The organism is uncultured Citricoccus sp. (assembly GCF_937871995.1).
Taxonomy (GTDB): Bacteria; Actinomycetota; Actinomycetes; order Actinomycetales; family Micrococcaceae; genus Citricoccus.
In genome coordinates, this window is record NZ_CALMQR010000044.1 from 1 (window position 1) to 23,541 (window position 23,541).

The 23,541-nt window shown below is 71.3% G+C and carries 20 protein-coding genes; 12 read left to right on the forward strand and 8 right to left on the reverse strand.

Features of this window, described 5'->3' with window-relative positions:
• Positions 1-1,065 (reverse strand): glutamate--cysteine ligase (locus Q0283_RS03895; protein WP_298043155.1); only part of this gene is annotated, 1,065 nt, incomplete at its 3' end.
• A gap of 105 nt (positions 1,066-1,170) precedes the next feature.
• Here Q0283_RS03895 and Q0283_RS03900 point away from each other — a divergent pair.
• The 6 genes from Q0283_RS03900 to Q0283_RS03925 all read left to right on the forward strand — a co-directional run bounded on the left by Q0283_RS03900 (position 1,171) and on the right by Q0283_RS03925 (position 7,938).
• Positions 1,171-3,036, forward strand: a complete 1,866-nt coding sequence (locus Q0283_RS03900; RefSeq protein ID WP_324590489.1) for a glycoside hydrolase family 3 N-terminal domain-containing protein — start codon at positions 1,171-1,173, stop codon at positions 3,034-3,036.
• A gap of 159 nt (positions 3,037-3,195) precedes the next feature.
• Positions 3,196-4,233: a siderophore ABC transporter substrate-binding protein gene (locus Q0283_RS03905; RefSeq protein ID WP_183527364.1), complete on the forward strand. Its 1,038-nt coding sequence runs from the start codon at positions 3,196-3,198 to the stop codon at positions 4,231-4,233.
• A gap of 309 nt (positions 4,234-4,542) precedes the next feature.
• Positions 4,543-5,499, forward strand: a complete 957-nt coding sequence (locus tag Q0283_RS03910) for an ABC transporter permease (protein WP_255459652.1) — start codon at positions 4,543-4,545, stop codon at positions 5,497-5,499.
• Positions 5,492-6,730 (forward strand): iron chelate uptake ABC transporter family permease subunit, encoded by a 1,239-nt coding sequence (locus Q0283_RS03915; protein WP_183527362.1) that lies wholly within the window; start codon positions 5,492-5,494, stop codon positions 6,728-6,730. Before Q0283_RS03910 ends, Q0283_RS03915 begins: the two co-directional genes overlap by 8 nt.
• On the forward strand, positions 6,727-7,482 hold the full coding sequence (locus tag Q0283_RS03920; RefSeq protein WP_183527360.1) for an ABC transporter ATP-binding protein: 756 nt from the start codon (positions 6,727-6,729) through the stop codon (positions 7,480-7,482). Before Q0283_RS03915 ends, Q0283_RS03920 begins: the two co-directional genes overlap by 4 nt.
• Before the next feature lie 180 nt (positions 7,483-7,662).
• Positions 7,663-7,938 carry a DUF1540 domain-containing protein gene (locus Q0283_RS03925; RefSeq protein WP_183527358.1) on the forward strand — a complete coding sequence of 92 codons (276 nt, stop codon included), beginning with the start codon at positions 7,663-7,665 and terminating at the stop codon, positions 7,936-7,938.
• A gap of 137 nt (positions 7,939-8,075) precedes the next feature.
• Here Q0283_RS03925 and Q0283_RS03930 read toward each other — a convergent pair whose 3' ends face one another.
• Positions 8,076-8,924: a hypothetical protein gene (locus Q0283_RS03930; protein WP_183527356.1), complete on the reverse strand. Its 849-nt coding sequence runs from the start codon at positions 8,922-8,924 to the stop codon at positions 8,076-8,078.
• 113 nt (positions 8,925-9,037) lie between these two features.
• Complete coding sequence (locus Q0283_RS03935; protein WP_298043162.1) at positions 9,038-9,520, reverse strand: hypothetical protein; 483 nt, start codon at positions 9,518-9,520, stop codon at positions 9,038-9,040.
• Between Q0283_RS03935 and Q0283_RS03940 the strand changes: the two genes are divergently transcribed.
• Positions 9,519-10,967 (forward strand): THUMP-like domain-containing protein, encoded by a 1,449-nt coding sequence (locus Q0283_RS03940; protein ID WP_255459462.1) that lies wholly within the window; start codon positions 9,519-9,521, stop codon positions 10,965-10,967. The two genes, Q0283_RS03935 and Q0283_RS03940, sit on opposite strands and share 2 nt — an antisense overlap.
• Before the next feature lie 34 nt (positions 10,968-11,001).
• Here Q0283_RS03940 and Q0283_RS03945 read toward each other — a convergent pair whose 3' ends face one another.
• Positions 11,002-12,117 carry a siderophore ABC transporter substrate-binding protein gene (locus Q0283_RS03945; RefSeq protein WP_183527352.1) on the reverse strand — a complete coding sequence of 372 codons (1,116 nt, stop codon included), beginning with the start codon at positions 12,115-12,117 and terminating at the stop codon, positions 11,002-11,004.
• 368 nt (positions 12,118-12,485) lie between these two features.
• Between Q0283_RS03945 and groES the strand changes: the two genes are divergently transcribed.
• Entirely contained in the window at positions 12,486-12,782 is a 297-nt protein-coding gene (gene groES / locus Q0283_RS03950; RefSeq protein ID WP_010144201.1) for a co-chaperone GroES, read from the forward strand.
• Between the two features lie 234 nt (positions 12,783-13,016).
• Complete coding sequence (gene groL / locus Q0283_RS03955) at positions 13,017-14,609, forward strand: chaperonin GroEL (protein ID WP_183527350.1); 1,593 nt, start codon at positions 13,017-13,019, stop codon at positions 14,607-14,609.
• 351 nt (positions 14,610-14,960) lie between these two features.
• On the opposite strand, the gene Q0283_RS03960 is transcribed toward groL, so the two are convergent.
• Complete coding sequence (locus tag Q0283_RS03960; protein WP_183527348.1) at positions 14,961-16,415, reverse strand: dicarboxylate/amino acid:cation symporter; 1,455 nt, start codon at positions 16,413-16,415, stop codon at positions 14,961-14,963.
• A 176-nt stretch (positions 16,416-16,591) separates the two neighbouring features.
• On the opposite strand from Q0283_RS03960, the gene guaB reads away from it, so the two are divergent.
• On the forward strand, positions 16,592-18,136 hold the full coding sequence (gene guaB / locus Q0283_RS03965) for an IMP dehydrogenase (protein WP_183527346.1): 1,545 nt from the start codon (positions 16,592-16,594) through the stop codon (positions 18,134-18,136).
• 19 nt (positions 18,137-18,155) lie between these two features.
• Here guaB and Q0283_RS03970 read toward each other — a convergent pair whose 3' ends face one another.
• From Q0283_RS03970 to Q0283_RS03980, 3 genes are read right to left on the reverse strand one after another with little or no spacing between them, the layout of a single operon-like run.
• Entirely contained in the window at positions 18,156-18,941 is a 786-nt protein-coding gene (locus Q0283_RS03970) for an IclR family transcriptional regulator (protein WP_298043170.1), read from the reverse strand.
• 46 nt (positions 18,942-18,987) lie between these two features.
• Positions 18,988-19,371: a universal stress protein gene (locus Q0283_RS03975; protein ID WP_298043172.1), complete on the reverse strand. Its 384-nt coding sequence runs from the start codon at positions 19,369-19,371 to the stop codon at positions 18,988-18,990.
• Between the two features lie 53 nt (positions 19,372-19,424).
• A complete protein-coding gene (locus tag Q0283_RS03980; RefSeq protein WP_298043174.1) occupies positions 19,425-20,417 on the reverse strand; it encodes a 2-hydroxyacid dehydrogenase in 993 nt (330 codons plus the stop codon).
• Positions 20,418-20,748: 331 nt separating this feature from the next.
• Here Q0283_RS03980 and Q0283_RS03985 point away from each other — a divergent pair, with 331 nt between their 5' ends.
• The gene (locus Q0283_RS03985) at positions 20,749-22,335 is read left to right on the forward strand and encodes an ABC transporter substrate-binding protein (protein WP_298043176.1); all 1,587 of its coding nucleotides are present in this window, start codon (positions 20,749-20,751) and stop codon (positions 22,333-22,335) included.
• 107 nt (positions 22,336-22,442) lie between these two features.
• Complete coding sequence (locus tag Q0283_RS03990) at positions 22,443-23,540, forward strand: ABC transporter permease (protein WP_298043179.1); 1,098 nt, start codon at positions 22,443-22,445, stop codon at positions 23,538-23,540.
• Position 23,541 lies beyond the last annotated feature (1 nt).

Here is a 23,541-nt window from a genome sequence, read left to right on the forward strand (position 1 = left end):
GCGCTGGCGGGCCGGGGTGCCGCCGTCGCGCAGGAGGTGTTCCACGGAGGCCAGCTCCGCGGCGCACCCCAGCCGCTCGGCCACCGGGGCCAGGCGAACCAGCTCCGCGCGCAGGTGGTCGGTCACGAGCATCTCGTCCCCGGCGGCGTTGAGGATGATGATGGCGTCCAGCCCGTAGCGGGCGGCGCGCCACTTGTTCTCCTGCACGTGCCACGGGGGCATGGTGGGGATGGTGCCCCCGGCATCGAGGGTGTCCGAGAAGTCCTGCACCAGGCACTGCGTCAGGGCGGCGATCGGGGCGATCTCCTCGAGCGTGGCCACGCCGTCACAGACCCGCATCTCGACCGTGCCCAGCCGGGGCACGGCGCGCACGTCCCAGCGGCACTCGGTGACGTCGTCGATCACGCCGGTGTGCGTCAGGTCCGCCACGCACCGCTCGAACCCGGCCCAGTCCGCGAACTGGAACGGCAGGCCCGCGGTGGGCAGCTGCTGGAACATCAGGGTGCGCTGGGACTGGTAGCCGGTGTCCACGCCGGCCCAGAACGGGCTCGAGGCGGACAGCGCCAGGAAGTGCGGCACGTAGTTGACCAGGCCGTCCACCACGGGCATCGCCTTGGTCACGTCGTCCAGGCCCACGTGCACGTGCACCCCGTAGATCAGCATCTGCCGGCCCCACCACTGGGTGCGGTCGATCAGCTTGCCGTAGCGGTCCGCCGGGGTCACGGGTTCGTCCGTGGGCTGGGCGAACGGGTGGGAGCCCTGGCAGTACAGCTCCACGCCCATCGGTCCCGTCACCTCGCGCAGCTTCCGCGCGTACTGGCGCAACTGGCCGACGGCCTCGTTCACCGTGGTGCACACGTCCGTGACCAGCTCCACGGTGTTCAGCAGCAGCTCCGGCTTGATGTGCGGGTGCTCCTGGCCCAGGTGCAGTCCCGCCTGGTCCGCGACGCCGGCCAGCACCTCCTCGGCGACCGGCCGCAGGGTGCCGTCGTGGGCGTCGACGAGCGCGAGCTCCCACTCCACGCCGAGGGTCGACTGCGCTGAGCGTGCGAAGGGCAGGTGCATGGTGGTTCCTGTCAGGTGCTGACGGCGGGCAGTAGTCATCCTAGGGGCGTGCGCAGGGGTTCCGGTCATCACCGGTCCCCGGCCCGGGATCCCTAGCATGGAGGGGTGATCACCGCACCGCAGTCCCCGACCGCCCCACGACCGCCCGCACGGATCCGGGGCCCGCGCGCCCTGGCCGTGGCCGGCGTCGTCCTGCTCGCCGTCACGGCGTGCACCACCCCGCCGGGGGGTGGACCGGACGAGCCCGGACCGGACGGGACCGGGACGACGCCACCGGAGGACGCGGCGACGGCCGAGCCGGAGCAGAGCGCGCTGCAGGTGGCCCTGGGCGGTCCCGGTCCGGACCTCGAGGAGGCGGCTGTTGAGGCGGTCGCCGGCATGAGCGTGGAGGACCAGGCCGGACAGGTCCTGGTCGGCCAGCTGGGCGCGGCGGGGACGGACCCGGCCTCCCTGAAGGACCTGCACCTCGGCGGGGTGATCGTCATGGGCGACGCCGTGCCGGTGGCCGCCGACGGCACCCACGACGTGACGGCGCTCGCCGGACGGCTGGACGACACCCGGGAGGCCCTGAGCGAGGGGCGGGAACACGGCGGCATCATCAGCGTGGACCAGGAGGGCGGACTGGTGGCGCGCGTCCAGGAGCCCCTGGTCGAGTGGCCCACCCCCATGAGCTACGGTGCCGGGGCCGCCGGGCAGGCGGACGCCACCCGGCTCGCCCGGGACGGCCACGCCCTGATGGCCCGGGACCTGGCGGAGCTGGGATTCACCGTGGACTTCGCGCCCAGCGTGGACGTGACCATCGGGGCCGAGGACCCCGCCATCGGCGCCCGGTCCTTCTCCGGCGACCCGCAGGTGGTCGCCGACCTCGGCGCCGCCGCCAGCGCCGGCCTGCTGGGCGCCGGAATGCTGCCGGCGCCGAAGCACTTCCCGGGCCATGGCTCCGTCACGGACGACTCGCACGTGACCGCCCCGGTCCAGGACGCCGCCGTGGCGGACCTGGACCAGCGCGACTGGCTGCCCTTCCGCGAGCTGGTCTCCGGCGGGCAGTACACGCCGATGGTCATGATGGGGCACGTCATCGTCCCGGAGCTGGAACCGGACGTGCCGTCGTCGGTGTCCGCACCCGCCTACGAGGCGCTCCGCGGGCTCGGGGCGAGCCCGGACGGCACCGGGGCCCGCTCGGAGGAGGGCTACGACGGCGTCGTGGTCACCGACGCACTCAACATGGGCGCGCTCGTGGAACGGTACGGCGCGAACGAGGCGCCCGTGCGGGCGCTCGCGGCCGGGGCCGACCTGCTGCTGATGCCCTCCTCGGTGCCGGGGGCCCGGGACGCGATCATCGAGGCGGTGGAGTCCGGCGAGGTGCCCCGGGACCGGCTCGAGGAGGCGGCACGGCGCGTGGTGACGATGCTGATGTGGCGGGACCGGCTGGGCCAGGAGCTCGAGGCGGCCACGCCCGAGGAGCTCTCCGCGGTGGGGTCACCGTACGGGACCGAGGCGGACGGGACCGGGAACGACGGGACCGGGGACGACGGGACCGGGGACGACGAGGCCAGGGCAGAGGCGGCCCAGGCCTCCCGGGCGGTCTCCGCCGCGGCGGTCACGGTGGTCGAGGGCACGTGCGGCGAGGCTCTCCTCGGGGACTCGCTGCAGGTCACCGGGGGAGACGCCAGGGACCGCGCGCGCCTGACGGAGGCCGCCCGGGCCGCGGGGCTGACGGTGGGCTCGGGGCCCGTGGTGAACCTGGTGGGCACGGCCCGCGGCGCGGGGCGGGGGGACGTGGTGGTCGCCTTGGACGCGCCCTTCGGTCTGGCATCCTCCGCCGTACCGGACGAGGGGGCGCTGATCGCCCTCTACGGCCGCACTCCCGGGGCCTTCGAGGCACTCGTGGACGTGCTCACCGGCACGGCCGAGGCCCCCGGGGCGCTGCCCGTGGACGTGGGGGAGTGGCCGGCCGGGACGGGGTGCTGAGGCGGGCTGCGAACCGCCGGGCACGTCAGCGCGCCTATGATCCGCGACACATTTGTGAATAACGGCCTGTCCGAGTGATCTATTCGTCTAAGGTAAGCCTTACCAAAGCAGGATCCGAGCGGCAGTGAGGCCGTCGGACTTCCCTAGGAGAACCTACGCATGAAGATCAAGAACCGCCGCCTCGGGTTGGTTGCCCTCGTCTCGACCGCGGCGTTCGCGCTGACCGCCTGTGGAGGCGCCACGTCCGGCTCCACCGAGTCCTCCGCCCCGGCCGCTGCCTCTGCCTCGGCGTCCTCGTCGACCTCGGCCGAGGCCGGTCCGCAGGAGGTCACCGACATGGCCGGTGACACGGTGACGGTCCAGATGCCCGCCGAGAGCATCGTGGCCACGGACAACCGGATCTTCCGCACGCTGGACGACTGGGGCGTCGAGCTCGCCGCCGGCCCCCTGCCGCTGATGGACAAGGAGATCGTCTCCTACCCCACCACCGAGGGCGTCATCGACCTGGGCAGCCACCGCGAGCCCAACATGGAGGGCTTCGTCGAGGCCCAGCCCGACCTCGTCCTGAACGGCCAGCGCTTCAGCGACCTCAAGGGTGACATCGCCGGGCTGATCCCCGAGGACGCCGCCCTGGTGGACACCAACGTCACGGAGGGCAAGCCGCTCGACGAGGAGCTGCGCCGCCTGACCACCCTGCTCGGCGACGTCTTCGGCCAGCAGGCCGAGGCCGAGACCCTCATCTCCGACTTCGACGCCTCCATCGAGCGCGCCAAGGAGGCCTACCCCGCCGAGGAGACCGTCGTGGGGCTGATCGCCTCCGGCGGCGACCTGTCCTACGCCGCCCCCTCCACCGGCCGCGCCATCGGCCCGGTGTTCGACATGCTCGACCTCAAGCCCGCCCTGGACCGCGAGGGCTCCACCAACCACCAGGGTGACGACATCTCGGTCGAGGCCATTGCCGAGGCCAACCCGGACTGGCTGATCGTCATGGACCGCGACGCCGCCACCGCCGGTCGCAACGGCGAGGAGTTCACCCCGGCCGCCGAGCTGATCGAGGGCTCCGAGGCGCTCAAGGACGTGACCGCCGTCAAGGAGGGCAACATCGTCTACATGCCCGAGAACTTCTACGTGGTCGAGGACATCCAGAACTACACCACCTTCCTCACCGACCTCGCGGACGCCTTCGAGGGCAAGTAACCATCGCGTGGTGACCGGTCCCACCGGCCCGAGCGCCCCGCGGTGATCGCGAGGGGCGCCCTGTGGTGGGACCTCACCCGCAGCACGGCCCGGATGCGGCCGGCAGGGTTCACCCTGCCGGATCGACGCATCCGGGCTGTGCCACGATCTGGGGACCCCGGTCTGCACCGGGCCCCGTGGACAGGACGAACCGTGACCACTGCCTACGAGCATCCGGATCCCGAGGCGCAACCGGCGCCCCTGGGGGCGGGCTACCAGACCGCCAACCCCGGGGGGACCGAGGGGCTGCCCGAGGAGGGCGCCCGTCCTCTGGACGGCCGCTGGCGTACCGCCTGGCCCCTGCTGGCCGGCATCGTCCTGACGCTGGGGCTGGTCCTGGTCTCCCTGTTCGTGGGGGTCTACGACATCACCACCGCGGACGGGGGGTGGGAGATGTTCTTCATCACGCGCGTGCCCCGGACCATCGCCCTGGTCCTGGCCGGCGCCGCGATGGCCATGTCCGGGCTCGTCATGCAGCTCATGACCCAGAACCGTTTCGTGGAGCCCACCACCACCGGCACCACCGAGTGGGCCGGGCTGGGGCTGCTGCTGACGATGATCGTGATCCCCAACGCGACCATCATGGACCGGATGGTCGGCGCCATCCTGTTCTCGTTCGTCGGCACTGTGGTCTTCTTCCTCTTCCTGCAGCGGGTGACGCTGAAGTCCTCGCTGATCGTGCCGATCATCGGCATCATGCTGGGCGCCGTCGTGGGCGCCCTGTCCACCTACGTGGCGCTGCAGACCGAGATGCTCCAGCAACTGGGCATCTGGTTCGCCGGCAGCTTCACCGGCGTGGTGCGGGGCCGGTACGAGCTGCTGTTCATCGTGCTGGCCGTGGCCGTGCTCGTCTTCGTCCTCGCCGACCGGTTCACGGTCGCCGGCCTCGGCCGGGACGTCGCCACCAACGTCGGGCTCAACTACACCGCGGTGCTGCTGACCGGCGTCTCGATGATCGCGATCGTCACCGGAGTGGTCACGGTGGTGATCGGGGCCCTGCCCTTCCTGGGCCTGATCGTGCCCAACGTGGTCTCCCTGTTCCGGGGGGACAACCTGCGCACCAACCTGCCCTGGGTCTGCCTCGTGGGCATCTGGGTGGTCACCGTCTGCGACATCATCGGCCGGACCGTCATCATGCCCTTCGAGGTCCCGGTCTCCCTCATCCTCGGCGTGGTCGGCGCCGTCGTCTTCATCGGCCTGCTCGTCAGGAGGCGCAAGCATGTCTGAGCTCAGCATCCCCGCGGTCACCCCCGCCCCGTTCACCGGGTACCCGCGCCGGGGCACGACGCCGGAACTCACCGCGGCCGGTCCGGTCGCCGACCCGGTCGCGCGCGCCGGTGGGATGGGCACGGGCCGGCCGGCCGCCGTCGGGCCCGCCCGGACCACCCCGCCGGGCCGGAAGACACCGCCGGGTCGGACCACCCCGCCGGGTGGCCCCGCCCGGACCACCCCGTCCCCGCGGCACTCCGGGCCCTTCGGCTCCCGGAGGGCGAAGGTGCGCTACCTCGCCCTGGTGGGCGGGCTCGTGGTGGCCGCCGCCCTGTTCACGCTCGGCAACCTGGCCTATGACAACCCGATGGAGTTCGGCTCCCGGGGCTTCTGGCTGATCGCGCAGATGCGGGTGGAGAGCATCGTGGTGATGCTCGTGGTGGCCGCGTGCCAGGCGTTCGCCACCGTGAGTTTCCAGACGGCCACCAACAACCGCATCATCACCCCGTCGATCATGGGCTTCGAGTCGCTGTTCGTCCTGGTGCAGACGGCCGCCGTGTTCTTCTTCGGCGTGGCCGGCGTGACCATGGTGGTCGGCGTGGGGCAGTTCTTCCTGCAGGCCGGACTGATGGTGGCCTTCGCGGTGCTGCTCTACAGCTGGCTGCTGTCCGGGCGCTTCGGGAACATGCACATCATGCTCCTGGTCGGCGTGGTCCTCGGCGGCGGCATGGGCGCCCTGTCCACCTTCATGCAGCGCGTGCTGGACCCCAACGAGTTCGACGTGCTGACCGCCCGGTTGTTCGGCAACATCTCCAACGCCCAGGGCGAGTACCTGCCCTATGCGATCCCGATCGTGCTGGTGTGCGCCGGGCTGCTCTGGAGCCGGGCGCACCGGCTGAACGTCCTGGCGCTGGGCAGGGACGCCACGAACAACCTGGGCCTGAACCACCGGCGCGAGACGATGATCGTGCTGACGCTGGTCTCGATCCTCATGGCCATGACCACCTCGCTGGTGGGCCCCATGACCTTCCTGGGGTTCCTCGTGGCCACGCTGGCCTACCAGTTCACGGACACCTACGACCACCGGCTGGTCCTGCCCGTGTCCTTCCTCATCGGCTACACCGTGCTCTCCGGGGCCTACTTCGTGCTGCGGAACATCTTCTACGCGGCCGGTGCCGTGACCATCATCATCGAACTCGTCGGGGGACTCGTGTTCCTCATCGTCATCCTCAGGAAGGGCCGGTTGTGATCACCCTCGAAGGCGTCACGAAGCACTACGGCGAGGAGGCCACGATCGGGCCGATCTCGGTCGAGCTCCCGGCGGGGGGCATCACGGCCCTCGTGGGTCCCAACGGGGCCGGCAAGTCCACCATCCTCACCATGATCGGCCGGCTGCTGCAGGTGGACGAGGGGCGGATCGAGGTGGCCGGCCAGGACATCATCAACACCCCGTCCAAGGCCGTGGCCAGGATCCTGTCCATCCTCCGCCAGGAGAACCACTTCATCACCCGGCTGACCGTGCGCCAGCTCGTGGGCTTCGGACGGTTCCCGTACTCCAAGGGGCGGCTGACGCAGGAGGACGAGCACCACATCTCCGAGGCCATCGACTTCCTGAACCTCGGACCGCTGGAGAACCGCTACCTCGACCAGCTCTCCGGTGGCCAGCGCCAGCGCGCCTACGTGGCCATGGTGCTGGCCCAGAACACCGACTACGTGCTGCTGGACGAGCCGCTGAACAACCTGGACATGCAGCACTCCGTGCAGATGATGAAGCAGCTGCGGCGGGCCGCGGACGAGCTGGGCCGCACCGTGGTGATCGTGCTGCACGACATCAACTTCGCCGCCCGCTACGCCGACTGGATCCTGGCGCTCAACGACGGCCAGGTCACCGAGTTCGGCCCGCCCGCGGAGATCATCACCAACGAGGTCCTCACCCGGGTGTTCAATACCCCGGTCTCGGTCATCGACGGTCCGGAGAGCCGCCTGGCGGTCTACTACTGATCGACACCGGCGGCCGGGCTGGCGAGTCCGAATGAACCATTTCCCGAATTTGCCTATGGCGATTTGACGTATTTAAGAATATCTTAAGGTTCGCCTTGCTTGCGGCTTTCCAGGGTCGGCGTATTCTTAATCCAACGCCCGGGCACCAGCGTCCGAGCTTGGACCGAAGGATGTAGCACCATGACCTCCGCCGTGCGCTCCTGCGCCACCACCGCCTGTTCTTTCAACGCCGAGCACAACTGCAACGCCCTGGCCATCACCGTGGCCGGTTCCGAGTCCCAGCCCACCTGCGGGACCTTCGTGCAGCTGGATGCCCGCCGTCCCGTCACCTCCGAGGCCAGCAGCGTGGGCGCCTGCCACCGCCTGGAATGCACGTTCAACAGCGACCTGATGTGCTCCGCTGAGGGCATCGAGGTCACCGACACCGCCACCTGCGCCACCTACACCGTCGCCTGAGCTGCCGCGCGCAGCCCGGGAGTCCGTGTGCCCACCGTCCCGCGGTGACGCAGTGCCAAGGCCCCGGTCCGGGGAGCAGTCCATGCTCCACGGGCCGGGGCCTTGGCGTGCGGGGCCACAGTGGTGGGCCCGGCGGTTCAGGAGGCGAGGTCGGCGGTGAGCCGCGCGGGCAGGGAGCCGAGCAGGTGATGCCAGGCCCGGGAGCTGTCCTGCAGGGGTGAGGCCTCCGAGGGCGAGGGCAGCGGCACCTGCACGACCCAGCCCTGGTCTCCGGCGAAGCGCGCCAGGGACACGCAATGGTGGTCCACGTCCACGCAGTGCACGGGGTCGACCGTGAGGTCCTCCGTGGCGGGGACGTCCAGGGGTTCCGCCCAGCCGGCGATCTCGCCGTCCAGGACGGCGTCGGCGACGTTGGCCAGGAGCTGGGGCGCCGTGGCCAGGACGGCATCGGCCAGGGCGTCGGCCGGGGACGGCGCGGCGGAGGCCTCCACGAGGACGGCCTCGCCGTGGGCGTTGACGCCGGAGCAGTCGTGCAGCAGGACCCGTTCGGTGGTGACCACGCCCACGCGCACGCGGGGTCCGACGTCGTGGACCAGGTCGGCCACGCGCCCCTGCAGTCCCAGGGCCTCCACCTGTGCCGTGTCCCGGCACCAGCGCAGCGTGCCGAGCAGGTGCACGGAGGCCAGCCGCAGGTTCAGGCCGTGGTCCGCGGCGTCCTTGACGATGTCCACCCGCACCTCGATGTCCTCGGGGGTGTGGAACGCGCCGAGCGAATGGAAGAGGTTCGGGATGTCCGCCACCACCAGCTGTCCGGTGCGGGACACTCCGTGCACCGCGGAGGAGAGCGTCTCGCCCGCACGGTAGGCCGTGAGCTCGACGGCACCCTCGCCGGAGAGCATGCGGCGCGTGAGCGAGCGGGCGTGGGCGGAACGCAGGGCGGGGACGGACGAGGCGGACGTCGGGGGAGTGCGCGGAGTCGAACTCATGGGGATCCTTCCAGGACGGTCGCATCCTAGTAAGGCACGCCTAACCGAATTAAGCAAGCCGCTTGTACGCTTATGCGTCTCGCGGCGTCTCAGAACGTCGCAGAAGGACCGGCTCAGTCCCGTCGCCGGGCCCGGAAGATGCCGAGGGACGCCACGCACAGCCCTGCGAAGGCCACCCCCAGGGCCACCAGCGGGCCGGTCAGCGGCACCCACACGACGTCCCGGCGCACGGCCTGGGCGGTCTCCGAGTCCGAGAGCATGTCCCCGCCCCCGAGCGTGAAGGTCCCGGCGACGAACACCTGGGCGACCACGGTGATGATGAGCAGCAGCGCGGCGACCACGCCCACGCCCATCGAGGCGTAGAGCAGCACCTTGCACCACAGCGGCGCCGGCCGCGTCCCGTCGTCGTCGCCGACGGGCTCCACGGCCCCGGTCCCGTCATCGTCCTCGCGCAGGTCCCCGTCCCGGCCGTCCTCGAAACGGCCGATGAGGTCGAATCCGGGGGCGCCGTCCCAGTCGCGGTCCGGGTCCAGGCCCTCCCGGAACCCCCGTGCGGAGCCGGGCGCGGGCGGGCGGGACTCAGGACGGCGGGACATGTCTCCAGCGTACCGCCGGTACCGTGGACGGGTGGCCTCCTCCTCCTCGTCCTCGCCCGCACCGTCCGGTCCGCAGCCCGCTGCGGGCGGTGCCCCGCCGTCGTCGTCAGCGGCGCCCACCGGCAGCCGGGACGTCACCGTCCTGGCCCCCGTCCTGACCCCGGAGGGCTGGCAGCTGCTGAACTCCCTCGAGGGCTACCGGGAGTCGGAGGCGCTGGCGATGTCCACCCGGTTGCGCGCCGCGGGCCATGCCCCCGAACTCGTCTCGGCCGTGCTGACCCAGCTGAAGCTGCGGGACCAGGCAGCCGCCAAGTTCGGCCCCTTCGCCGCGCACATGGTCTTCACCCGGGCGGGCCTGGAACAGGCCACGCGGATGAACGTGGCCGCCGTGCACGCCGGGCGGTTCGCCGGCGCCGGGATCCGGTCCGTCGCGGACCTGGGCTGCGGCCTCGGGGCGGACGCCATGGCCATGGCGGCGCTGGACCTCGAGGTGACCGCCGTGGAGCGGGACGAGACGGTGGCCGCGGCGGCGACGATCAACCTCATGCCCTTCCCCCACGCCACCGTGGTCAGCGCGGACGCGCAGGACTGGGTGGCCGCGGCGCAGGCGAACGGCACCGAGCCCGGGGGCTACTGGCTAGACCCTGCCCGCCGGGTGCTCTCCACCTCCGGGTCCAGCCGGGTGTTCGACCCGGAGGCGTTCTCCCCGCCGCTGTCCTTCGTCGAGTCCCTCGCCGCGCGCGGCGCCGCCGTCGGCGTGAAGCTCGGCCCCGGCCTGCCGCACGAGTCCGTGCCCGCCGGCTGCGAGGCGCAGTGGGTCTCCGTGGACGGGGACGTCACCGAGGCCGTGCTGTGGTTCAACGCCCTCGCCCGGGACGGCGTGCGCCGCAGCGCCCTGGTCATGTCCGGTCCCGGGGCGGGCACGACGGCGGCGGGAGGCCGGGGCGGCCATCATGAGCTCACCGCGGGGACCCGTTTCGGCGGCTCTCCCGAGGTGCCGGTCGGCGGCGTGGAGGCCCTGACCGGATACCTCTACGAACCGGACGGCGCCGTGATCCGGGCCGGGCTGGTGGCCGACCTGATCCACCGTGACTTCGCGTCGAAGGGCGGGGCACTGCTCGATGAGCACATCGCCTACTTCCGGGCCGACGAGCCGGTGGCGTCGCCGTTCGCGCGGGCCTACCGGATCGAGTCGGTGATGCCCTTCAACGTCAAGGGACTGCGGCGCTGGGTGCGGGAGACCGGGGTGGGCCGGCTGGACATCAAGAAGCGCGGGATGGCCGTCACCCCGGAGGAGTTGCGACGCCAGCTCATGTCCGGCAAGGGCTCGAAGGGGGCGAAGGGTTCGACGTCGTCACGGGGCTCGAAGTCACCCGGCCGGCACGCCACGCTCGTGCTGACGCGGATCGGTGAGGAACGGGTCGCCGTGGAGGTCACCCCGGCCTGACGGCCTGACGGTCCGGCGCGACCGGCACGCCGGCTCAGGTGCCGGAGGCGTCCCGTCCGAGGCCGGTGGGGGACGCCGTGGCCACGTGGTTGACGACTTCGTTGACCATGCGGTGCAGGTTGTCCAGGCCGTAGCCGACGAGGTACCAGTCCGCGGGATCGAGGTAGATGACCTTGCCGTTCCGGGCCGCCTTCGTGCCGCTGACCAGGTCGTCGTCCAGCACGTCCTCGGCGGTGGCTCCCTGCCGGCCGAGGGCGGCGTCCTCGTCGATGACGAACAGGTTGTCCGGGTCGGCGTCGGCGATGAACTCGGGGGAGGCCGGAGCGCCGTCCGGGCCCTCGCCCATCACCGGGGTGGCGCTGGGCACGCCGAGCACGTCGTGGATCAGGCCGAAGCGGGACTCCGGGCCGAAGGCCGTGATCTCGCCGGATCCCGTCATCACCACCAGGCCGTTGGTGTTCCCGGCGTCCTTCAGCGTCACCCGGGCATCCTCGATCTTCGTCTCGATCTCGCGGAGCGCGGCCTGCACCTGCATCTCCCGGCCGAAGACCTCGCCCAGGGCGGTGGCGTTCTGGGTGAAGGACTCCATCGGTTCCGCGGGGTCCACGGACAGGTCGATGGTCGGGGCGATCCCGGACAGTTCGGGGTACGCGTCCGCGGTCGCCGCGGAGATGATGATCAGGTCCGGCTCCTCCTCGGCGATGACGTCCAGGTCAGGCTCCGTGAGGGAGCCGACTCGCACCTCCGCGCCGTCCGCCACGGACTGCAGCTCCTCGGGGTAGGGCGCATCCGGCACGCCGTCGGGCTGGATGCCCAGTGCGTTCAGGGAATCCAGGACCCCGAGGTCGAAGACGAAGACCTTCCCGGGATCGGCCGGGACCTCGGTGGTGCCCTGGGCGTGCTCCACGGTGACGGTCTCCGCGCCGGAGCCGGTGGGGGAGGGCGTGGTGGTACCGGGAGCCGTGCCGGATGGCGAGCCGGAGGTGGGCGGCTCGGCGGGCCCGCCGGTGCAGGCGGTCACGAGGACCAGGACCGCGGTCGAGGCGGCGAGCATCAGCGAGGCGCGGCGCAGCGCCCGGGGCCTCGGCCGGGGGCGTGCGGATCGGGGGGTGGTGGCGAGGGGCCCGTCCTGCGGGCCGTGCAGGGACACGATGGTCCTCCCGTGATCAGCGGAGCGGCGGAACCCGCGGCCGTCCGGGGCCCGGCAGGCCGGGGCGATCGCGTCCCCTCCATTGTGTCAGCCCGTGACCGGGTGCGGCCAGAGTCCTGGCCGCGTGCCGGGTCGCGGACCGGCGCTCCGCGCGGCTCCCGGGGACACGACTGGCACTCGCCTTGACCGAGTGCTAAGCCTCGTCCTAGAGTCATTTCTGGCACTCCGGGGCACCGGGTGCCAAGCCTGAAGGACCTGCCATCCGGCACCCGCGACGACGGTTGGCCAGCCTACGGCGCACAGCAGAATCCACTGACGCCGGTCGGACCCCCGTGGTCTGGCCCACCACAGAGAAGGAGAGTACAGACGTGTCTGTCTCCATCAAGCCCCTTGAGGATCGCATTGTTGTCCGTCCGCTGGAAGCCGAGCAGACCACCGCTTCCGGCCTGGTGATCCCGGACACCGCCAAGGAGAAGCCGCAGGAGGGCCAGGTCGTGGCCGTCGGCGCCGGCCGTGTCGATGACAACGGCAACCGCATCCCGGTCGATGTCGCCGAGGGCGACGTCGTGCTCTTCTCCAAGTACGGCGGCACCGAGGTCAAGGTCGGCGGCGAGGACTACCTCGTGCTGTCCGCCCGCGACGTGCTGGCCATCGTCACCAAGTGATCTTCCACCGGACCCGGTCCGTGCCCCCGCACGGCACCGCGTCCGGTTGACGCACCAGGCCCGGCCAGGCACTCCAGCCGGCCGGGCCTGATCGCGTCAGCGCCGACGTCGTGACCTTCCGGCCCCAGGGCCGCGGGAGGGCGCGACGCCGGCCCCCCACCTTCACCTCGACGCGGCGACCGGATGCCCGGCCGGGCCCGGAGCCGCCGTCCACACCCGAAAGGAGCTTCGTTCATGGCGAAGCAGCTTGCCTTCAACGATGAGGCCCGCCGCGCACTGCAGGCCGGCATCGACAAGTTGGCCGACACGGTCAAGGTCACCCTCGGCCCCAAGGGGCGCAACGTCGTCCTCGACAAGGCCTGGGGCGCACCCACCATCACCAACGACGGCGTGACCATCGCCCGTGACATCGAGCTGGACGACCCGTACGAGAACATGGGCGCCCAGCTGGCCAAGGAAGTGGCCACCAAGACCCAGGACGTCGCCGGCGACGGCACCACCACCGCCACCGTGCTGGCCCAGGCCCTCGTCAACGAGGGCATGCGCCAGGTGGCCGCCGGTGCCGCCCCGAACGAGGTCAAGCGGGGCATCGAGGTGGCCGTGGCCGCCATCGACCAGCGCCTGTCCGAGAACGCCGTGGAGGTCTCCGGCAACCACGTCGCCAACGTGGCCGCCATCTCCGCCCAGGACGACACCGTCGGCGAGCTGCTGGCCCGCGCGTTCGACACCGTCGGCACCGACGGCGTCATCACCATCGAGGAGTCCTCCACGACCTCCACCGAACTGGTGGTCACCGAGGGCATGCAGTTCGACAAGGGCTACCTGTCCCCGTACATGGTGACCGACGCCGAGCGCCAGGAAGCCGTCCTGGAGAACCCCTACATCCTGCTGAACTCCGGCAAGATCTCCTCCGTGCAGGAGTTCCTGCCGCTGCTGGAGAAGGTCCTGCAGGCCTCCAAGCCGCTGTTCATCATCGCCGAGGACGTCGAGGGCGAGGCCCTGTCCACCCTCGTGGTCAACAAGATCCGCGGCACCCTGAACGTCGTGGCCGTCAAGGCCCCGGGCTTCGGCGACCGCCGCAAGGCCATGATGCAGGACATCGCCACCCTCACCGGCGCCCAGGTGGTCTCCCCGGACCTCGGCATGAAGCTGGACCAGGTCGGCCTCGAGGTGCTCGGCACCGCCCGCCGCGTGACCGTCACCAAGGACAACACCACGATCGTGGACGGCGCCGGCTCGGCCGACGACGTGAACGCCCGCGTGGCCCAGATCAAGGCCGAGGCCGAGGCCACGGACTCCGACTGGGACCGTGAGAAGCTGCAGGAGCGCCTGGCCAAGCTGGCCGGCGGCGTGGGCGTCATCCAGGTCGGCGCCGCCACCGAGGTGGAGCTCAAGGAGGCCAAGCAGCGCATCGAGGACGCCGTGGCCTCCACCCGTGCCGCCCTCGAGGAGGGCATCGTGGCCGGCGGCGGTACCGCGCTGATCAACGCGCTGTCCGTGCTGGACCAGGACGAGTCCGTCACCGCCCTGTCCGGTGACGCCGCCGCGGGCGTGAACATCGTCCGCAAGGCCCTGGTGCAGCCGCTGCGCTGGATCGCCCAGAACGCCGGCGAGGACGGCTACGTCGTCACCGCCAAGGTGGCCGAGCTGGAGCCGAACCACGGCTTCAACGCCAAGACCGGCGAGTACGGCGACCTGCTGGCCGCCGGCGTGATCGACCCGGTCAAGGTCACCCGCTCCGCCCTGGCCAACGCCGCCTCCATCGCGGCGCTGGTGCTGACCACCGAGACCCTGGTGGCGGACAAGAAGGACGAGGACGAGGACTGATCTCCTGACCTCGGCGGCGGCTCGGTCCACCGCAGCCGCTGACGCCCTCGGGCGTTGACACCGACGACGTGGCATTCCCCGCAGATGCGGGGGATGCCACGTCGTGTTTAAGGGTGTGTGTCCCCCTGCGGTCGGCCCGGAGAGCCCCGAAACCATGACGGAATGGACATGTCCCCCGTGGATCCACGGGGGACATGTCCATTCTGAGATGATGTGCTGCTCGCCGGCGCCGGCGAAGTGGCCACGGGCTCAGCGGGGTCCGGTGAGGGGTGCCGGCGCAGTGGCCCCCGGCTCAGGGGGTCCGGTGGTGCGGGGCCGGGGCCCAGCGGCCCCGGCCCCGCCGAACCCGATTCAGCGGGTGCGCGTGGGCTCGAGCGCGGAATCGTCGGCCGGCCCACCGGTCCCGGAGGTCCCGGACGCCGGAGCATCCGCCGCCTCCAGGGCGTCCTCGTCATCGGCGAGCAGGTTGGCACCGGACCGGGAGGCGTTGTAGCGCTCCTCGTCCAGGACGCCCTCCTGCTTGGAGACCAGCGCGGGCACGAGGGCCTGGCCCACCACGTTCACGCCGGTTCGCCCCATGTCCACGATCGGGTCGACGGCGAGCAGCAGCCCCACGCCGGCCAGCGGCAGGCCCAGCGTGGACAGGGTCAGCGTCAGCATGACCACGCCACCGGTGGTGCCGGCGGTGGCGGCGGAGCCCAGCACGGAGACCAGGATGATCAGCAGGTAGTCCGTCCAGCCCAGCTCGAGGCCGAAGAACTGGGCCACGAACAGGGCGGCGATGGCCGGGTAGATGGCGGCGCAGCCGTCCATCTTGGTGGTGGCGCCCAGGGGCACGGCGAACGAGGCGTAGCCGCGCGGGACGCCGAAGTTGCGCTCGGCCACGCGCTGGGTCACGGGCAGGGTCCCGATCGAGGACCGGGAGACGAAGCCCATCTGGAAGGCCGGCCACATCCCGGTGAAGTACTGCCGGACGGACAGCCCGTGGGCCTTGGCCAGGATCGGGTAGACCACGAGCAGCACCAGGGCCAGTCCGATGTAGATGGCCACCACGAACTTGGCCAGGGTGCCCATGGTGTCCCAGCCGTAGCTGGCCACGGCGTTGCCGATGAGGCCGACGGTGCCGATCGGGGCGATGCGGATGATCCACCACAGCACCTTCTGGATGACCTCGAGCATGGAGGCGGAGAAGTCCAGGAAGGGCTGGGCCTTGGCGCCGAGCTTCAGCGCGGCGATGCCCACGGCGATGGAGATGACCAGCACCTGCAGCACGTTGAAGCTGACGGAGGTGGACAGGGTGCCGTCCTCGGCGGCCGTGGTGGTGGCGGAGAGCCCGAGGAAGTTCGAGGGGACCAGGCCCTGCAGGAAGGCCCACCAGCTGCCGGTCTTGCCCTCGTAACCCTCGGGGGCCTGCTGGCCGGTGCCGACCCCGGGCTGCAGCACGGCGCCGATGACGAGGCCCACGACCACGGCGATGAGCGAGGTGATGGCGAACCACAGCAGCGTCTTGGCGGCGAGCCGGGCGGCGTTGGTCACCTTGGCGAGGTTGGCGATCGAGGCGACGACGGCGAAGAACACCAGCGGGATGACGGTGGTCTTCAGCAGGGAGACGTAGCTGGAGCCGATCACCTGCAGGGTGGCGCCGAGGCCGGTGGGCGTCTCCTCGGTGTGGCCCATGGAGCGGGCGAGCAGGCCCAGGGCGAGACCGAGGACCAGGGCTGCGAGGATCTGGACGCCGAAGCTGGTCGTCCAGGCGGGCAGCCGCCGGGAGGTGGGAGTGGGTGCGGTGCTGGTGGAAGTCGTCACCGGAAAAGGGTAGGACCGCCATACCACGGGCGGATAATGCTGTTGCGCCGTGTGACGACTGCGTGACGGGCGTCGCAGGGGGGGTGGCCATTCCGCGTGTGAGCGAACTCAAGGCGTCAACCATTGCCGCGGGCCTAGACTAGGGGGCAACCCGCTGACCGAAAGGCCCCCCGCCCGTGAGTGCACAGATTTCCGGCCCCTCCGACGACCCGGTGGCCACCGCCGCCGATCCCTTCGGCTTCGTCGGACTGACGTATGACGACGTCCTCCTGCTCCCGAACGCCACCGACGTGATCCCCGCCGACGCGGACACCTCCACCCGGCTGACCAAGCGCATCACCCTGAACATCCCGGTGGTCTCGGCGGCCATGGACACCGTCACCGAGGCGCCGCTGGCCATCTCCCTGGCGCGCCAGGGCGGACTGGGCATCATCCACCGCAACCTGTCGGTCGAGGACCAGGCCGCCCACGTGGACCGGGTCAAGCGCTCGGAGTCCGGCATGATCACCGACCCGGTGACCGTGGGCCCCGACGCCACCCTCGCCGACTGGGACGATCTGTGCGCCCAGTACCGGGTCTCCGGCCTGCCGGTAGTGGACGCCTCGGACACCCTGCTGGGCATCATCACGAACCGGGACACCCGCTTCATCCCGCGTGCCGAGTTCGAGCACCGCACGGTGGAGTCGGCGATGACCCGGATGCCGCTGATCACCGCGAAGGTCGGCATCTCCCGTGAGGAGACCGTCCGGCTGCTCTCCGAGCACCGGATCGAGAAGCTGCCGCTGGTGGACGACCACAACAGGCTCAAGGGCCTGATCACCGTCAAGGACTTCGACAAGGCCGAGCAGTACCCGGACGCGGCCAAGGACGAGGAGGGCCGGCTGCGCGTGGGCGGCGCCGTGGGCTTCTTCGGCGACGGCTACGAGCGTTCCATGGCGCTGGTCGAGGCCGGTGCGGACGTGCTCGTGGTGGACACCGCCAACGGCCACACCCAGGGCGTGCTGGACATGATCGCCCGCCTCAAGAAGGACCCGGCCTCGCAGCACGTGGACATCATCGGCGGCCAGGCCGCCACCTACGCCGGTGCCAAGGCGATCGTGGACGCCGGCGCGGACGCCGTGAAGGTGGGCGTGGGCCCGGGTTCGATCTGCACCACCCGCGTGGTGGCCGGCGTCGGGGTCCCGCAGATCACGGCCATCTACGAGGCGGCCAAGGCCACCATCCCGGCCGGGGTCCCGCTGATCGCCGACGGCGGCCTGCAGCACTCCGGTGACATCGGCAAGGCGCTGGTCGCCGGCGCCGACTCCGTGATGCTCGGCTCCCTGCTGGCCGGCACCGCCGAGTCGCCGGGAGACCTGGTGTTCTACAACGGCAAGCAGTTCAAGGCCTACCGCGGCATGGGCTCCCTGGGGGCCATGCAGACCCGGTCGGGCAAGCGCTCCTACTCGAAGGACCGCTATTTCCAGGCGGACGTGCCGGATGAGGACAAGCTGATCCCGGAGGGCATCGAGGGCCAGGTGCCCTACCGCGGCCCGCTGTCCGCCGTGGTGCACCAGCTCGTCGGCGGCCTGCGCCAGACCATGTTCTACACCGGCGCCCGGTCCATCGGTGAGCTCAAGCGGAACGGCCGCTTCGTCCGGATCACCCCGGCCGGACTGAAGGAGTCCCACCCGCACGACATCATGATGACCGTGGAGGCCCCGAACTACCGGTCGCGGTAGTCCCCGTCCCAGTCCCGTCTCAGCGGGAGGCGGCGGTGAACCTCGCCGCTGCCTCCCGCAGCACCACGGCCGCCTCGCGTTCCAGGGAGGCCGTGAGGGCGGCGCTCCGGAAGGACGCGGAGAGCCCGTCCAGGGATGCTCCGCCCTCGGCCGGCGGGGCCAGCGGCACGGCCACGCACGCGACGCCCGGCGTGTTCTGCCCGTCCTCGCGGGCATAGCCGCGTTCCCGCGTGACGTGCAGGAGCCGCAGCAGGTGCGACGGATCGGTCACGGTGGCCTCGGTCAACCGCGCCAGCGGCGGCCGCCACCGCGAGGCGGGATCCTCGAGGGTGCTCAGGACGGCCTGGCCGATGGCCGTGGCATGGGCCGGCAGCCGGCGGCCGACCCGCGGGGTGCTCCGTTCCCGTCCGGGGGCCTCCCACGTGGCCAGGTAGACGACGTCCTGGCCGTCCAGCCGTCCGAAGTTCACGGTGGCGCCGAGCTGCCGGCCCACGTCGGCCAGCACGGGGCGGACCCTCTGGAGCATCGGGTCGGTGTCCAGGTAGGTGGTGCCCGCCAGCAGCGCGCGGATGCCGATGCTGTACTCGGCGTTCAGCGGATCGGTCCGCACCCAGCCGGCCTCCACGAGGGTGCGCAGCAGGGCGTAGACGCTGCTGCGGGGAGCTCCCATGCGCTCGCAGAGGTCGCGGAGGGTGACCGGGGCGTTGCCGCGCTCCGCCAGGAGCTCGAGGATCTCGATGGTCCTGGCGGCCGACTTGACCTCGCGGACCCCGTTGACCGCGGGTAGCTGATGAGTGCCGTCCATCGTCGTCCTTCCGCCCGTGCGCCCATCCTAGGGGGCGCCTCGCGGATCAGCGGCGCGGACCGACGCGGACCTTGACGGCGTGGACGGGGCAGCCGGCCTCCAGCAGGATGCGCTGGGAGGCCGAGCCCAGGAACAGCTTGCCGACGGGGGACCGGCGGCGCAGGCCGATCACCACCATTGCCGTGTCCGTGGCATAGGAGCTGTCGATCAGGGTGTCGCCGAAGTCCGCGCCCTCGGGCACGGACGCCGTCGTCAGGCCGACGCCACGGGCCTCGGCGTGGGCCGCGAGGCCGGCGGGCGGTGCCACGCCGTCCGCGGGATCCTCCGGCAGCAGGACGACGTCGGCTCCCCGCAGCGCCGCTTCGTCGATCGCCGTGCGTGCGGCGGCCTCGGCCTCTGGGGTGGCGGTCATGGCGACGATGATGTTCACGGTTCCCTCCCGGGGGTTATCAGGACATCGGGGTTATCAGGACATCGGGGTGATCAGGAGATCGGGGTGACGAGCGTGCCGTCCGTGAGGAACTGGCGCAGGTTGGCCAGGGCCAGCCGCGCCATGTCCGCCCGGGTCTCGTGCGTGCCGCTGCCGACGTGGGGGAGGACCACCACCTGGTCCATCTCCAGCAACGCCTCCGGCACGTGGGGCTCGTCCGCGTAGACGTCCAGCCCGGCGCCGGCGATGGTGCCGTCCGCCAGGGCGGCCACCAGGGCGGACTCGTCCACGACGGTCCCTCGGGCGATGTTGACCAGGTGACCCTGGGGGCCGAGGGCCCTGAGCTCGGCCGCACCCACCAGACCCGCGCTCTCCGGCCCGCCGGACGCCGCCACGATCAGCACGTCCACCGCCTCGGCGAGTTCACGGACGGAGGGCTGGTAGGTGTATCCCGACCCTGGACGCTCGCGCCGGTTGTGGTAGTGGATGGCACAGCCGAAGGCCTCCAGCCGATGGGCGATCGCGGCACCGATGCGGCCCAGGCCGAGGATGCCCACGGTGCGGCCGGTGGCCCGGGTGGTCAGCGGGAAGCCCTCGCCGGCCGCCCAGCGACCGGAGCGCACGAAGCGGTCCGAGGCCGAGACCCTCCGCAGGGTGTCCAGGTACAGGGCCACGGCGGTGTCCGCCACGCAGTCGTTCAACACCTCCGGTGTGTTGCTGACCGGAATGCCCCGTTCCGCGGCCTGGCCGACGTCGGTGGAGTCGTAGCCCACGCCGAAGCTGACGATGCCCTCCAGCGCGGGGAGGCGGCGCATCAGTTCCGTGTCCACGCCGATGCGTCCGGAACACACCGCGACCCGGATCTCCTCACCGTGGTCCTCCAGGAAGGTCTCCCGCTCACCCGGGTCTTCGGGAAGGACCAGGGCGCCGAACTCCGCGTCGAGGGCCGCGGCCACGGTGGGGTTCACGGGCCCGACGCGCAGGACGCGCTGGGCCGTTCCGGAGGGCGCCCCGGTGGCGGGGGCGGGGGAGGTGTCAGTGGTCATGCGATGACCCTAGGAATGACGCCTCGTCCGCGTCCAACACGTAGAACGCATGGATCAATACCTCGAAGGCATTGACGTCGTGGAATCCGCAGAATTCCGCGGCGGAACGACCGCGCTCGGGCGCTGACGCGGGAATGCCGTGCAGTCCGAACGGTCTGGGGCCGAAGATCGGGTGATGCAGATCCTTGACTCGCCGTGACGACCATCACAGTCTTGTCCCTATCGCGATTGAGCCGTCTACATCCGTAGACAGGGACACGACCGCCGGGACAGCGTCCCGCAGGCCGGCAGCTCGCACCCATTCCGACCACCGTTTCAAAGGAAGATCGACATGCGTGATCACCAGACTGTGACACCCCGCGCCGGCCGCCGGCTGCCGCTGGCCGCCCTGGCCGTCGCCATGGGCACCGGACTCGTCCTCACCGGCTGCGGTGTGGCCAACTCGGAGAACGCTGCCGGCGGGGCCGAGGCGGGCAGCACCCCGGAGACCCTGCGCGTCGTGCTCCAGCAGGAGCCGCCGACGCTGGAGCCGTGCGAGGCGAACCTGACCAGCACCGGTGTCGTGGACCGCTCCACGATCACCGAACCCCTCGTGGAGCGCAATCCCACCACGGGCGAGCTCGAGCCCAAGCTGGCCACCGAGTGGTCCTCCGAAGACGACACCACCTGGACCTTCACCCTCCGCGACGGCGTCACCTTCCACGACGGTTCGGACTTCACCGCCGAGGACGCCGCCCACACCATCGAACGTGCCGTGAACTCGGACCTCGGCTGCAACGTCGAGGGTTACGTCTTCGGTGATGAGGACCTCACGGTCGAGGTCGTGGACGACACCACCCTGACGGTCACCGCCGCGCAGGCAGACCCGATCCTGCCGCTGCGCCTGTCCTTCCTCGAGATCGTCCCGTCCGAGACCTCGGACACCGAGAAGGTCCGCGAGCCGATCGGCACCGGTCCCTACCGGCTCGACGCCTGGAACGCGGGGCAGAGCATCGACGTCTCGGCCTATGACGGGTACTGGGGAGAGGCCCCGGCCTTCCCGAAGGCGCAGTACCAGTGGCGCGAGGAGTCCTCCGTCCGCGCCGCCATGATCACCTCGGGCGAGGCGGAGATCGCCACCGGCCTGAGCCCCGAGGACAGCATCGGCGAGCTGGGCGTCGCCTACCCGAACAACGAGACGGTGGCACTGCGCATGCACGCGGAGTCGGCGCCGTTCGACGACATCCGTGTCCGCCAGGCCGTCAACTACGCGATCGACAAGGAGGGCATCGTCGCCAGCCTCTACGGGGGACGGGACCAGGTCGCGGCGCAGCTCGTGCCCGAGGGCGTGGTGGGCCACAACGAGCAGCTCGAGGGCTGGCCCTACGACCCGGAGAAGGCCAAGCAGCTGGTCGAGGAGGCCAAGGCCGACGGGGTGGACACCTCCGCCCCGATCAGCCTGATCGTCCGGTCCGCCCAGTTCCCGAAGATCGAGGAGCTGGGCCAGGTCCTGCAGGAGCAGCTCACCCAGGCCGGACTGAACGTCAAGCTCAAGATGATGGAGACCAGCCAGCACCTCACCTACCAGGTGCGGCCGTTCGTCGAGGACGAGGGGGCCATCCTGCACATGACGCAGCACGGCAACCAGGCCGGTGACGCGGCCTTCACCGTCGAGCAGTACATGCTCTCCGACGGTGCCCAGAGCGCCTTCGGCACGGAGGAGTTCGACCAGATGATCACCGAGGCCGGCCAGCAGAGCGGCGAGGCCCGCGCCCAGGCCTACGCGGACGTCTTCGAGTACCAGAACGAGCAGGTCGTCCAGTTCGCGCACCTCACCCACCAGACCGGGATGCTCGGCATCGCGGACACGGTGGGCTACGAGCCCAACTCCTCCTCGGGGGACGAGCTCCGCCTGGCCGAGGTCACGCCGGCCGGCTGACCACAGGCACCACCCCGACCACCCGCCGCCGGGGCCGGCCGCATCACCGGCCCCGGCGGTACACCCCAGACGGACCAACCTTTTCCTCGGGATCCTTGGGAGGACCCATGCTGACGTACCTGCGCAAGCGCATCATCTCCAGTGCGCTGCCCCTCGTCGTGGTCGTGGTGGGCGTCTTCGCCCTGGCCCGGATGACGGGCAACCCGGCAGCGCTCTACCTGCCCCTGAACGCCACCGAGCAGATGCGGGAGGACTTCGTCACCCGCAACGGACTGGACCAGCCGCTCTGGGTCCAGATGGGGGAGTACTTCGGCGGCGTCCTCCGCCTGGACTTCGGGACCTCGCTGAGGACGGGGGAGTCCGCCGCCGAGATGGCGCTGCGGGCCTTCCCGGCCACCCTCCAGCTCGCGGCGACCACCATGGTCATCGCGATCGCGCTCGCCGTCATCGTCGGCAGCTGGGCGGCCCTGAGGCCCAACGGGGTGGTGGACCGCATCGCGAGCTTCATCTCCATGGCCGCCGCATCCATCCCCGACTTCTGGCTGGCGATCGTCGGGATCTGGATCTTCGCGATCACCCTCGGCTGGCTGCCCACCTCGGGCGTCGTCGGCGCCGAGGCCTGGGTGCTGCCGATCGCCACGCTGGCCCTGCGCCCCTTCGGCGCCCTGGTCCAGGTGATCCGCGGGGCCATGGTCTCGGCCCTGTCGGAGCCGTACATCAAGCTGGCCCGGTCCAAGGGCGCCTCCCAGACCCGGGTGGTGACCCGGCACGCCCTGCGCAACGCGGCGGCCCCGGCCCTGACCGTCGCCGGTGACCTGGCCGTCGGCCTGGTCAACGGCGCGGTCGTGGTGGAGACGATCTTCGGCTGGCCCGGCATCGGCAAGCTGATGATCGACTCGATCCTGCAGCGCGACTTCGCCGTGCTGCAGGCCTGCGTGCTGCTGACCGCCATCGCGATCTTCATCCTCAACATCCTCATCGACCTGGCCTACGCCCTGCTCGCCCCCCGGGTCCGCCCGGCCGGCGCCTCCGGCCGTCCGAAGACGGCCGGCGGAGGTTCCGGGACCGGCGGCCGGGCCACCGGCACCGACCAGGACCCGACGCCGGCGCTCGCCGGCACCCCGGCCGCCGTCGTCTCCCGCGAGGCCGAGCAGGCGGCCCCACCCACCACCCCGTCCGCACCCCAGCCCGCCACACGGGCCTAGG